Origin of the sequence: Bacillus sp. SRB_331, assembly GCF_003264175.1 — a bacterium.
Lineage (GTDB): Bacteria > Bacillota > Bacilli > Bacillales > Bacillaceae_G > Bacillus_A > Bacillus_A mycoides.
This window is the reverse complement of record NZ_NADV01000009.1, coordinates 72,522-84,953: the sequence shown is the minus strand read 5'-3', so window position 1 is coordinate 84,953 and position 12,432 is coordinate 72,522. Positions and strand designations below refer to the sequence as shown.

Sequence of the window (12,432 nt, the reverse complement as noted above, 5' to 3'; positions counted from 1 at the left end):
AAAATCTTTACATTTAATAGTAATATAGAAAATAGACAAGTTTATCAAAATAGTGGAGGCTTTTTCAGTCATGATGCGTGCGCTTCGTTTAAATATAAAGCAAGCTTTTTGTAGTCGTATTTCTTTAATTATTATGTTTAGTGGATTCGTTCTTATTTGTATTTATCACTATTACTATGTAATTCGTTATTTAGGAGACGCAGCGAGTGGACCTATTTCAACAGATATAAAATGGATCGGATTTCGCGACAATGAAATGGATGTTTATTTATTATTAATGCCAGTTATTGCGAGTTTCCCCTTTAGTACAAGTTACAATTCGGATAAGTCAGATGGTTTTAAACCGTTTGTGAGTAAGGGGATTTCTTTATTTCCTTATTCATTAATGAAATATATCGTTACGTTTTTTTGCGGAGGATTTCTTTATACATTTCCATTCATCTTATCGTTATTATTTTGCAAATTAACCATTCCAGACGGAACACCTACGATTGGTTCAGGCATCATAAATGCTGATGGAATGTTCGCAAGCCTATATTTCGATGCGCCTCTCACTTACATTACTGTATATATCGGAATTAATTTTTTATTTGCAGGTTTAATGGCTCTTTTAGGACTTGCTGCATCTGTATGGTCACAAAAGGACTATATGGCAATTCTCTTTCCATTTGCAGTTGCCTCCATTCCTTACGTCCTGCTAAATACAATATTTCCTTCAATAGGCGGAGCACCTATTCATTTATATGATCCGAAACAACCATTGCAAGGCATGTCACCGTACATTTTAACGATGCAATGTGCTTTCTTCCTTCTCGTTAGCTTATTTATGTATATACAAGGAGTAAAGCGGGATAGAAAAAAATATAGAAGAAGACTGCAAAAAAGAGATCGGTGTAGAAAAGCGTTTCAAGCAATTTCGGACTAAATAATTGAACGAATAAGAGCGTAATTCCCTAAGTTAGCTTAGAGAATTACGCTCTTATTATCATTTACATTTATCAATCTTATATTTTCAATACTCATATAACCCTCTCCCCTTTACGGCGTACCTGCCAATCCCCATAAAATAACGATCGCCGCAAAATAAATCGCTTTAATACCTACAACTGAACATAATAAAATAATTGCGTATTTACTTAATTCTCTTCTTGCACCGATTAAAGTAAAAATAACCGCCAAACTAAACGTTATATAGGAAGTTGCGGTATTTATTAAGTAATACATACTATCTAGATTCTGTGTAAGCCCTGTTATATCGGCTACAAACTGAAGCATGACGATCATGCTAAAAAAAATTGCAAGCTGATTCATTAATTTCCCGTTTATTCGGGCTACCATATGTCTACACCTCCCTGCATTAAAAAATGAATATTCAATCTATTTTATCATAAAAATTCCTAATAATGTAAAAGAACGCTTAGTATATTTCTAAGCGTTCTTTCTCGACTATTTAAGAAGCCTTCTTCAAATCAATTTGAACAAGTACTGGATCGTGGTCACTTACACGTCCATGTTCTTTCATAATGTTTGAGTTTAAGTGTACAGGGTCTACAATTGTGTGCGGTGCGATGTTATTCGTTACTAAAATATGATCTAGCACTTGTGCGTTACCTTCATGAATGTACGTGTAGCGGTTCTCTTTCGGCACTGTGTTTAACATATCTTTTAATATCGTTCCCTCTAGTGCTTCTAAAGGTTTAGAGAATTCAAAGTCATTCATATCACCTAATACAACAACTGGTGCATTTGTATTCTTTTCTTGGATAACTTGTACGAAATGATTCACTTCTTGTGCTAATTGAACTCGTTTTTCTTCACTCTTTAATACGAGCGGCTGCACTTTTCCAAATGGCGTTGCATCTCCTAGTTTTGAGTTTAAGTGATTTGAAATGACAACAACGTTTTGTCCTTGGAATGTAAATTCTGCAGCTAACGGTTTACGTGTACTTTCAAATAAAGGATTTTCGTCTCCAATACGAACTACATTTTTATCTAGTAACTTCGGTACTGTCGCTAATTTCACACGAGATGGGTTATAGAAGAAACCGACGCGAATATTCGCTCCAGGTGCCCCGCCGTCTTGATTGTTGTTCGGCGCAATTTCTACATACTCATACTTCGGTCCACGAATTTCTAATACAGCATCAATGATACGTTTTGCGCTTAAAGATGCATCAGTCGTACCGTCATTGATTGCTCCATTATTATCTTGCATCTCTTGTACACCGATAATATCAGGCATTTTTAAATTATATTTAATAGAATAAGCTAACGCTTTTACTTTTTCATCTGTTGTTTCTTTTTTGTTCGCTGAGAAGTTTTCAATGTTATATGTAGCAACTGTTAACTTATCAAGACGCGGCTGAATATTTGCCCCTACTTGCTTAAATCCGCCGTCCACTACAGATGGTAATTCCGTTACTGGCGAAATGCGGTACGAACCGTAGTCATATCCTACTACGCCTGTTATATCTCCAGTGAACGTATCCCCTACTTTCGCGACATAATCACGAGGTACTTTTACAGAAAGACGTTCTGGGTTTAATTGCTCTTTATCTAATAAAGGTGTACCATACTTCGTTACTACTTTATCTCCGCCATTTTTTACTGTTACATATAAATTACCGTTTTTCTGCGGAGCGATAATTTTTGGTGTTGGCATCGTAACGCGCATACCTTCTACACTTTCATAAAAGTCGATTGCATCTTCATTTGGATCAAATAGACCGAACGCATCATTATCAATAATTTGATCAGGGATTTTTACACCGTTTTCTCCTAATACAATCGGCGCTGGTAAAGGTTGATCTTTTGCGATTACAGCAACGCGGCTCGCTTTAATTTCCGTCGTCGTTAAATCTGTGTCAAACCTTTCTGCATATCCAGGTCCAACATATTCTTCTACTTCTCCATCAACTTGGACAAGATCTCCTACTGCTACATTCGCATCTTTTTTGTATACGTAAATACCTTCAGAAGTAGCTGGATCATTATCCGGCTGATTATCTTCTATATAAAAACCATTTTTATCAAGCGCTGTGACAACGCCTTCCACATTGTTTACTTTCTTCCCATTGTAAGGAGAAATATGTGATTTCCCTTGAATATCATGAATACGAACTGGTTCATTTGTTACGATTATAAATGAAAATGTCGAAACTGCTGAAGAAGTAAGCCCTTCTTTTTCAGCGATTGCTTTCACTACACTATTTTCATTTACTACAATTTGTCCGTTATAACGAACACTTTTATTTGTAGGATTAGAGCCATCTAACGTATAGTAGATTGTTGCTCCTTCTGTATTCGTTGTTAATGTTACTGCTGTTCCTTTTGCAACTTCCCCACCATTTGGTGATGCCACTACATCGCTAACGCGGTTTTGTTCTTCTCCTTGAAACTTATGAGCTGTTACTGATTTTAAACCTGGGCTACCGAAATATAACTCAAGCGTCCCTGTCAACCTAACTTTCTTCCCGATATTTTCAGGATGGTCTTTCACATTTACTGCCGATCTCACATCGCCTTTTGGCAATTGAACAGGCATGATTTTGTCTGGATTCGTTTCGTTTGGCGAATCGGCAATTGCCACGTTTGTGTCGTCAAACTTAGCCGGATCTTTCGTGTATTTAGAAGGACTTTGCGTATACCCAACGATATATCCTTCCACTATCCCCTTCGTTTTCCCTTGTTGCTTAAATACTTGAATTGCTTTTTCTACTGACATAGAAGTAGTTTCTTCCGCCTGCGCTAAAGTTCCAGTAAATGAAAGCAATAACATCAATGATAAAAAGACACTTAATAATTTCTTCACAGCCATTTCCCTCTCCCTATTTCATATTTTCTCAACATTTCTATCATATCAAATGATTCGTTATATAGAACTATATTTCGACAAGTTTTACACAAAATTTATTTAATTTACAAGTTTTCAAACTATAATACAAAATAACTTATATAGGTTTATTGACTAAAGGTATTTTATCCAATAAACAAAACGCCTTCAATATAATTGAAGGCGTTTTGTTTGAAATATTTTAATGTGCGACTAATTTAGTCTCCATTACTTTCTCTAAATGAAATAACACACGTTTCGCCGCTAACTCACCTTGCTCAATACAAGCCGGAAGACCAGAACCAGCGTAAGAACTACCTGCCAAATACACACCTGGCAATTCTTCCTCCATAAATGTTGTGAGCTTCTTCATTCGCTCTTTATGGCCTACTGTATATTGAGGCATCGCTTCTTTCCAGCGGCTTACAATTGTAAACTCTGGATCCTCTGTAATATCCATTGTCTTTTGTAAGTCCTCTAATACGAGCTGTACAATTTCTTCGTCAGTTTGTTCGACAATCGCTTCATCACCTGGGCGTCCGACATAACAGCGAAGAAGCGTTTTTCCTTCTGGCGTTGTATGTGGCCATTTTTTGTGTGTCCACGTACACGCTGTAATTGTATAATCACTATTTCTTGATACGACAAATCCGGTACCATCAATATCACGCTGAATTGCAGACTTTGGGAAAGCAAGTGCCACGTTTGCAACTGATGTAGACGGAATGTTACGGAAGAAACGAAACTGCTTATACTGCGCAAACATAGATGGCAATACTTTATGCGGCGTCGCAACTACAATCGCGTCTACTTCCATTTCTTTTCCGTTACTAAGCGTAATCGTATAACTATCACCAAGTTTTGCAACCTTTTCGATACGAGTTCCCTTCATTACCATATCATTAGGAATCTTCGTTTCAAGAGATTCTACTATAGATTCTAAACCGGTTTTCACAGTTTTAAATATTCCTTTTTTCAATTCAGCCTTCTCTTGCTTTGGAGCGAGCGTACGCATACCGAGTGAAATACTACGGTGCTCCTGTTCAATTTGATAAATTTGAGGGAATGTTGACATTAAACTCATTTCATCAATATCCCCTGCATAAATACCAGATAATAATGGCTCAATTAAATTTTCAACGACTTCATTTCCAAGGCGATGCCTGAAAAACTGCCCGAGTGATTGATCAGAAACTGGTTTTGATCTAGGCATTAATAAGTCAAAACCAGCTCTTAGTTTACCAATTGGGGAGAACAATCCGGAAAATAGAAACGGCGTAATTTGCGTTGGAATTCCCATCATTGAACCGCTCGGCATTTTATGTAACCGATTGTTTACGAGAACGAACGATTGACCGGCCTTATTATTTACAAGTTCATCGCCAAGTCCTAATTCTTTCACTAATTTAGCTGCGCTCTCTTTTCTTGCTAAGAAAGAATCAGGGCCACGTTCAATTGTAAATCCATCTTTTAGAACGGTTTGAATTTTCCCGCCAAGTTTACCGGACGCTTCTATAAGCAATGCATCTATCGGCAAGTTTTTTTCACGAATTTCTTTTTGTAAGTTATACATTGTTGTCAATCCTGTGATGCCACCGCCGATGATCACAACTTTTTTCCTCAAGTAAGCTCCCCCTTTCTACTTACATTACAGATTCTTTTTTCTTTAATACAACATCTGCTAAACAGTCGATAAATGCGTCCGATGCGTTTGGCATTTCTGGACGATAATATTTCGCGCCAATTTCATCCGTTACCACTTTACACTCAAAGTCATTGTCATATAAAACTTCTAAATGTTCCGCAACAAATCCAACTGGTGCATATACGAATGAACTGTAGCCGTACTTTTCATTTAATTCTCTCGTTAAATCTTGTACATCTGGACCAATCCAAGGATCTGGTGTATTTCCGGCACTTTGCCAACCTACTGTATAGTTTGCTACTTCAGCACCACGTGCAATATAGTCAGCTGTTTCGTTTAATTGATCCGGGTATGGATCGCCGAGTGCGATAATTTTTTCTGGTAAGCTATGTGCAGATACGATTAACACTGCTTTTTCACGTTCTGCTTCTGACATACCGTTATATATACCTTTCACTGCATCGACCCAATACTGAATAAATTTCGGTTCTTTATACCAGCTATCGATGCCGTGAATTGTTAAGTTTCCAAGTTTTCCTGCTTCTTCTTGCGCTCGTCCTACATACGACTTCACGCTAAAAGTAGAATAGTGAGGGGCAAGAACGAGTGCAATTGCATCTTCTATTCCATCTTTATGCATAGCTTGTACTGCATCTTCAATGAACGGTTCAATATGTTTTAAACCAAGATACATGTGGTACTCTACTTCATCTTGTATTTCATTTAAACGCGTCTCTAACTTTTTAGCTTGCTCTAATGTAATAGTAGCTAAAGGAGAAATACCACCAATTGCACGGTAACGCTCTGTTAAATCTTCTAGCATTTCAGGACTTGGCTTTCTTCCTCTGCGAATATGTGTATAGTAACGTTCAATATCTTCTTCTTTATATGGCGTTCCGTATGCCATTACAAGCAAACCAATTTTCTTTTTCATACAGACAATCTCCTTTACTTCGCTAACTGTTCTTTAGAATACTCATGAATAAATGTAGTTAAGCGTTTTAATGTATCTGGATTTACTTCTGGGAATACGCCGTGACCTAAGTTAAAGATATAACCTGGCTGCTTCATCCCTTGATCTAAAATACCTTTTACATGTTCTTCAATAACAGGCCAAGGTGCTAATAAGAATGAAGGATCCATATTTCCTTGTACCGCCTTGTGAACACCACGTGCGCGTGCTTCTTCAATCGGTAAGCGCCAATCTAAACCTACTACATCAAGCGGTAAGTCGTGCCATTCATTCACTAAATGTGCAGCACCTACGCCGTGCATAATCATTGGAACACCCATCGGGCGAACTTCTGCAAAAATACGCTCCATCGCTGGTTTAATAAATATACGGTAATCCGCTACATTTACTGCTCCAACCCAAGAATCGAAAATTTGAACCGCTTTTGCTCCTGCATTAATTTGCGCTTTTAAATATGTAATAACCATATCTGCAAGCTTATCCATTAAAGCGAACCAAGCTTTCGGCTCTGCATACATAAACGCTTTCGTATTATGATAGTTACGAGAAGGACCGCCTTCAATCATATAGCTCGCTAACGTAAATGGAGCTCCTGAAAAACCGATTAACGGTACATCTAACATTCCTGTCGTTAATAAACGAATTGTATCTAGTATGTAAGGTACGTCATCTTCTGGATTGATTTCCCCTAATTTTTCTACGTCTTGTAAAGAACGGATTGGACTATCGATAACTGGACCAATGCCAGATTTAATTTCCACATCAACACCAATTGCAGGTAGTGGTGACATAATATCTTTATAAAGAATTGCTGCGTCTACGTTATATTGATCAACTGGCAACTTTGTAACGTAAGCGCACAACTCTGGATTATGTGTAATTTCAAATAAAGAATATTTCTCTTTTATCTTTCTATATTCCGGCTGTGAACGACCTGCTTGACGCATATACCATGCTGGTACATACTCTGTACGTTCCCCCCTACATGCTTTTAAAAATGTCTCATTTATAGTTCTTACCAAGACCCTAGCTCCCTTCCTTACCAATGCTTTTTCTTTAAATATGCTCTATTCCGATATTTATCTTTTTTTACTATACAGCTTGTAAAAACAAAATGCATAACATTATGTACGTTGTTCATTAAATTGACACAAACGTTCGTAAAAACGTTTACTATTTTCACAACATTCTTATTATAGCACAGAGAAAAACTACGGTTTAGCTACTTTTGACTTTTCTCCTTCACGGTTCGTTTGTGTGTTATATGGCACAACGTAAAAACTTGGTTTTGAGAATATATTAATAAACTTCTCCTCATATTTCCCTGTTCCTTTTGCCGTTCCAACGTGAGTATGAATTCCTTTTTCAACTTTATAAATCCGATACATAATTCGCTCATCAGGAAGCGGCGTCCAGCTTAGTTTCATTGCAAATAAACCGAAAGGACTAAATGCTAGTTTTGCTTCCACGTTTTGAATCTTATCTAAACGAATTGGCAGTCCAATTGTTTCAACACCTTTTGGCCTATGAAAACTCGCTTTATCTTGTATGTTTGCTTTCGTTAAAATCTTTTTAAATAACATCGTTGCAGATGCATTTCCATCTTGTAATTGATGCTCTTTATCGGTGCGGTCATAGCCAATCCAAACTGCACCTACTAAATTCGGTGTATATCCAACGAACCACATATCACGCGCACCATTGTCATCATTTGGCAATGAAGTTGTGCCTGTTTTTCCAGCTAAAGCTCCATTATATACGCCAGCTTTCGCCGTACCTTCTTTCACAACTCCTTCAAGCATCTTTGTCATATACCATGCCGTTTGCTTTGAAAAGACTTTCGTTTCAGCTTTTGATGACTCTCCAATGACTGCCCCGTGTCTATTTAATACTTTATCAATAACGTGCGGTTCGATAATATTCCCGTTTGCTAAAAAAGATCGGTACATTTTGACAAGATCAAATGGAGACACACCATTTTTTAGCCCGCCAAGTGCTGTGCTTAAACCTGAGTCCGCAATATGAACATTCCCTTTCTCTAAATATTGCTTTCCCTCATCTACCCCTAATTCATTTAATAAAGATACAGCTGGCACATTTGCTGATTCTAATACCGCATCGTACATCGTCATCTCTTTCGTATACTCATGATTATAATTTCGAGGTTCATAACCTTCAAACGAACTTTTTTCATTCGTTAATAAAGAATATGGATTATATTTCTTCGTCTCAAGTGCAGGTCCATATACGATAAGTGGCTTTAAAACAGAACCAGGCTGCCGCTTTGCAAAAACGCGATTAAGCCCTCTCGGAACATACTCTCTTCCGCCAATCGCGGCTTTAATTCCGCCAGTCTGATTATCCATTAATAAAAATGCACCTTGCGCCCCGTTTTCTTTACCAGGGAAATTTCTCGCATCTTGAAACTGGTTATATGCTACCTTTTGAACTTTTTCATCCATCGGTACGACAAACGTATATCCTCCGCGCAGTACTTCTTGATGCGATAAACCATATAAACGCGCCGCTTCATCTATAACCATATCGATATACGGCATATATGCGAGTTCACGTTCATCTGAATTTTTATAAAGAGCTATTGTTTTCCCTTGGTAACGAACACTATCTTCCGCTGTTAAATAGCCTTGTTTATGCATAAGTGACAAAACAAGATCACGGCGCCCTTTACTCTTTTCTAGGGATAAGTACGGTGAATAGCCATTTGGCGCTTTCGGAAGCCCTGCAAGCATAGCTCCCTCTTCCACTGTTAAATCTTCTACATTTTTATTAAAATACAACTTTGCTGCCGCTTGAATACCATATGCCCCATGACCGAAATAAATATGGTTCATATACATTTCAAGAATTTGCTGCTTCGTATATTTTTGCTCTAATTGAAGAGAAATTGCGACCTCTTTCAATTTACGCGTAAATGTTTTTTCGCGAGTTAAAAAGACGTTTTTAGCTAGTTGCTGCGTAATCGTACTACCGCCTTCTACCTTCTCTCCAGCTAACGCGTCTTTATAAAGCGCCCGAAATATAGAAGGGTAATCAATTCCTTGATGCTCATAAAAACGAGAATCTTCCACAGCAATAAATGCTTGCTGCACGTACTTTGGAATTTCTTCAATCGGCACGAGCTCTCTATTCTCTACATATAACTTCGTAATTTCTTTTCCTTTCTGGTCAACGATACGTGATGAAGAGTGGAAAACAAGCTGCTTTTCATCCATCATATAGCCACCAGTTAACACAATAAGTTTATAGAGTACAATCGCTACTACGAACGTTGCTACCCCGCCTAATACAGTCCACTTTGCTTTCTTCATACATCGGCCTTCTTTCCAAATGATGGTACATTTATTATTTGAAAAAGAAGTATCTTTATGTATATAATCTTCGAAGTTTTTTAAGAGAATTGATATAATAGAGACAAACCATAAAGGGGGCATTAAAATGAAGGCTATTATTTCATACGAAACACCTCTAGAACAAGCACATTTCACTGCAAAAAATAACGAAAAAGATATGTTTTATAAAGAAAATACTGAAGAATCTGTAGAATCGACACTTCAGTATGACGTATTAGACGCTGTTGGAGAATTTAAAGGACAATCTGGCTACATCGTTTGTAACAACATTTCTGTAACAGACGAAGGTCGCCCTGTATTTGAAAACCGTTTTAAAAACCGTGCTGGTCTAATCGAAAATGAGCCTGGCTTCCAAGCAATCCGTGTTCTTCGCCCATTAAGTAATGATACATATGTCATCTTAACGATGTGGGAAACTGAGCAAAACTTTAAAGACTGGACAGAATCACGTTCATTCGAAAACACTCATAAAAAACGCCCTGCACAAGCAGAAGGACAAGGACAAGCACAAGCACAAGCACAAGCGCATCCACATGCAGAACAGCAAAAAAGTATTTTCTCTCGCCCGTCGTTCGTGACTACTTTTGATGTGTTAGTTTAATTTTCGGAGTTTAGAGACCTCGGTACATGAAATTATATTAGCGATTTTTCGAATATATCGACTTATCGACAAATGACGACACACAAAAAGGAAACACCATTACACACTGGTGTTTCCTTTTTCTTTGTACCAATTATATATGCGAAGCTCGTCTTCTTTTCGCATATGCTTCACTTCATAACCATGTCCCGCCACCGCTACAGCAGCTGTACATAACTCGTCTTTCTTTTGAAAATAAGATTGATTGTATCCGACCACTTGAATATGCCTTCTTCGCATGATCCCTGTATATTTCGCGAGACCTCGGTGCACCATTACTAACTGATTGTCTCGTATCATATATCCACCACTTTTATATCTAGCGTATGCAAGTATTGTAAATACAATAAATAGCGGTATAAGAACGAACAACGCAGTATGTTGTTTAAAATATATACTCGCACCAGCGATTGGCACAGCATTTGTAATCCAGCCCATTACGACGTAACGGCGTAATGCAGCCTTCGGTAAATGAACGATTTCCTCTTCTATTTCATATGGCAACTGTAAATAGGCAAGTAGCTGCTGTACATCTTTTTTCTTCATAAAAGGATGTAACATCACTTCATTCCCTGCCGCTTCTATACTTTGAATGACTTCCACTTCGACAGAGCAATAACCGAAAGGCTGGCGGAGAATTCCTTCTTTCACAGTAATTGCTTGAATGCGGTGGAGCTTTAAGACAAACTCTTTCTTATCAAATAACCCTTGCACAATACGAATTTCATTTCCGTTTCGCTCTATTTTAAAGTTCGCATATTTTAGCGCATAACCAGCTGTCGAAACGACCCACGAAACCGCCATTAAAATCGCGGCCATAACGATTAATTCATATACACCGTTATCCATCACATACGCTTCCACTTTATTTATGAGCCATTCTGGAAGAAATTGATTAAACTCTGTGTAAATAAGAAGTAATCCAGAAAACACTAATCCGAATCTACCAGACGTAATGGAAGCTACTAAAATCTCTTTCATCGTTAACTGATAAATCGTCTTACTTTCTTCTGCCATGGGTACTTCTTCACTCGCAGCGCTTCTTTTTTTATTTAATAAGGCAATCAGTTCCTTCGCTTCATCTTCTTTAATACCAGCTAACATCACTTCCGGCTCACTACCGCCGCCCGCTACTTCTATATTTAATTTCGTAAGCCCAAGCATTTGATAAATGACATTAGAAGATGTACTAATGTTTTGCACACGATCTTTATTTAAATAACTTTCCTTCTTCACAAAAACACCGTGTTTTATATGTAAAATATTATTTTCAACCCAGTATACTTTGAAATACCATTTTACAGCTGAAAATATCGCCATAATGAATATAATAAACAAGATGAAAAGATAAAATAAATACCAGGGTTTCACTTGTTCTTCAGGTTTAAACATAACAAGGATAATAAGTGGAAATAAACTGAAAATCCTAATACCTAATAATATCGTGATCGGATGTTGCCTCTTATACACCCTCATCACTCACTTTCGCAAGCTCTCCAATTTGTCTTTTCAACTGCTCTGCTTCTTCTTTCGTTAAACCAGGAATACTATGAGAAGTTGCCGCTGTTGAAATATGTAATTCTGCTAAATTATACTTTCTCATAATTGGCCCCTGCTCAATCGTTACGTGCTGCACGCGGATCATCGGAATAAGTACGCGTTTTACAACGAACATTCCCTTTTGAATCTCAATCTCTTCTTCATTTAATCTGTAACTATAATAACGCTGGCGTAAATTCGGAAACACAAAATAATCAAGTGGGATAAAGGTAATAGCGCCTGCTACTAACAATCCAAACAACCAGCCCCACCAATTAAAATTAATCATAAAAAAGAAATACGCAATTACGACTGCTAGTATAACTGCCGCTCCAATTAAAGCGTGAATTCTCCACACTTTAAGCATATTAGAATGAATCTCCTTTTCTAACGGCTGCATCTCATCACTCCAATTATATGAATTTATTAATT

At 37.5% G+C, this 12,432-nt stretch carries 10 protein-coding genes; 2 read left to right on the top strand and 8 right to left on the bottom strand.

All coding sequences use genetic code 11. The features are described 5' to 3' along the window. Positions 1 to 70 precede the first annotated feature (70 nt). The gene (locus B5P42_RS08025; protein ID WP_113733974.1) at positions 71 to 925 is read left to right on the top strand and encodes a hypothetical protein; all 855 of its coding nucleotides are present in this window, start codon (positions 71 to 73) and stop codon (positions 923 to 925) included. A gap of 113 nt (positions 926 to 1,038) precedes the next feature. Here B5P42_RS08025 and B5P42_RS08020 read toward each other — a convergent pair whose 3' ends face one another. From B5P42_RS08020 to B5P42_RS07995, 6 genes are all read right to left on the bottom strand, one after another. Beyond that, a complete protein-coding gene (locus B5P42_RS08020) occupies positions 1,039 to 1,338 on the bottom strand; it encodes a hypothetical protein (protein WP_088031245.1) in 300 nt (99 codons plus the stop codon). A 112-nt stretch (positions 1,339 to 1,450) separates the two neighbouring features. Continuing rightward, complete coding sequence (locus B5P42_RS08015; RefSeq protein WP_113733973.1) at positions 1,451 to 3,817, bottom strand: DUF6359 domain-containing protein; 2,367 nt, start codon at positions 3,815 to 3,817, stop codon at positions 1,451 to 1,453. A gap of 217 nt (positions 3,818 to 4,034) precedes the next feature. Beyond that, the gene (hemY, locus tag B5P42_RS08010; protein ID WP_113733972.1) at positions 4,035 to 5,456 is read right to left on the bottom strand and encodes a protoporphyrinogen oxidase; all 1,422 of its coding nucleotides are present in this window, start codon (positions 5,454 to 5,456) and stop codon (positions 4,035 to 4,037) included. A 19-nt stretch (positions 5,457 to 5,475) separates the two neighbouring features. Continuing rightward, positions 5,476 to 6,411, bottom strand: a complete 936-nt coding sequence (hemH, locus tag B5P42_RS08005; RefSeq protein WP_113733971.1) for a ferrochelatase — start codon at positions 6,409 to 6,411, stop codon at positions 5,476 to 5,478. Between the two features lie 14 nt (positions 6,412 to 6,425). Further along, positions 6,426 to 7,472: a uroporphyrinogen decarboxylase gene (hemE, locus tag B5P42_RS08000; RefSeq protein ID WP_113733970.1), complete on the bottom strand. Its 1,047-nt coding sequence runs from the start codon at positions 7,470 to 7,472 to the stop codon at positions 6,426 to 6,428. Between the two features lie 189 nt (positions 7,473 to 7,661). Next, positions 7,662 to 9,779 carry a transglycosylase domain-containing protein gene (locus tag B5P42_RS07995; protein ID WP_113733969.1) on the bottom strand — a complete coding sequence of 706 codons (2,118 nt, stop codon included), beginning with the start codon at positions 9,777 to 9,779 and terminating at the stop codon, positions 7,662 to 7,664. 127 nt (positions 9,780 to 9,906) lie between these two features. Here B5P42_RS07995 and B5P42_RS07990 point away from each other — a divergent pair, with 127 nt between their 5' ends. Next, positions 9,907 to 10,422, top strand: a complete 516-nt coding sequence (locus B5P42_RS07990; protein ID WP_113733968.1) for an antibiotic biosynthesis monooxygenase family protein — start codon at positions 9,907 to 9,909, stop codon at positions 10,420 to 10,422. A gap of 99 nt (positions 10,423 to 10,521) precedes the next feature. Here the strand turns inward: B5P42_RS07990 and B5P42_RS07985 are convergent, their stop codons facing one another. Both B5P42_RS07985 and B5P42_RS07980 read right to left on the bottom strand, forming a co-directional pair. Continuing rightward, positions 10,522 to 11,931: a PH domain-containing protein gene (locus B5P42_RS07985; protein WP_113733967.1), complete on the bottom strand. Its 1,410-nt coding sequence runs from the start codon at positions 11,929 to 11,931 to the stop codon at positions 10,522 to 10,524. Next, entirely contained in the window at positions 11,924 to 12,400 is a 477-nt protein-coding gene (locus B5P42_RS07980) for a PH domain-containing protein (protein WP_113733966.1), read from the bottom strand. Before B5P42_RS07980 ends, B5P42_RS07985 begins: the two co-directional genes overlap by 8 nt. Positions 12,401 to 12,432 lie beyond the last annotated feature (32 nt).

Coding starts and splice junctions, on each gene's coding strand:
- B5P42_RS08025 (WP_113733974.1), top strand. CDS start 71: ATGATGCGTGCGCTTCGTTTAAATATAAAGCAAGCTTTTTGTAGTCGT.
- B5P42_RS08020 (WP_088031245.1), bottom strand. CDS start 1,338: ATGGTAGCCCGAATAAACGGGAAATTAATGAATCAGCTTGCAATTTTT.
- B5P42_RS08015 (WP_113733973.1), bottom strand. CDS start 3,817: ATGGCTGTGAAGAAATTATTAAGTGTCTTTTTATCATTGATGTTATTG.
- hemH (WP_113733971.1), bottom strand. CDS start 6,411: ATGAAAAAGAAAATTGGTTTGCTTGTAATGGCATACGGAACGCCATAT.
- B5P42_RS07995 (WP_113733969.1), bottom strand. CDS start 9,779: ATGAAGAAAGCAAAGTGGACTGTATTAGGCGGGGTAGCAACGTTCGTA.
- B5P42_RS07990 (WP_113733968.1), top strand. CDS start 9,907: ATGAAGGCTATTATTTCATACGAAACACCTCTAGAACAAGCACATTTC.
- B5P42_RS07980 (WP_113733966.1), bottom strand. CDS start 12,400: ATGCAGCCGTTAGAAAAGGAGATTCATTCTAATATGCTTAAAGTGTGG.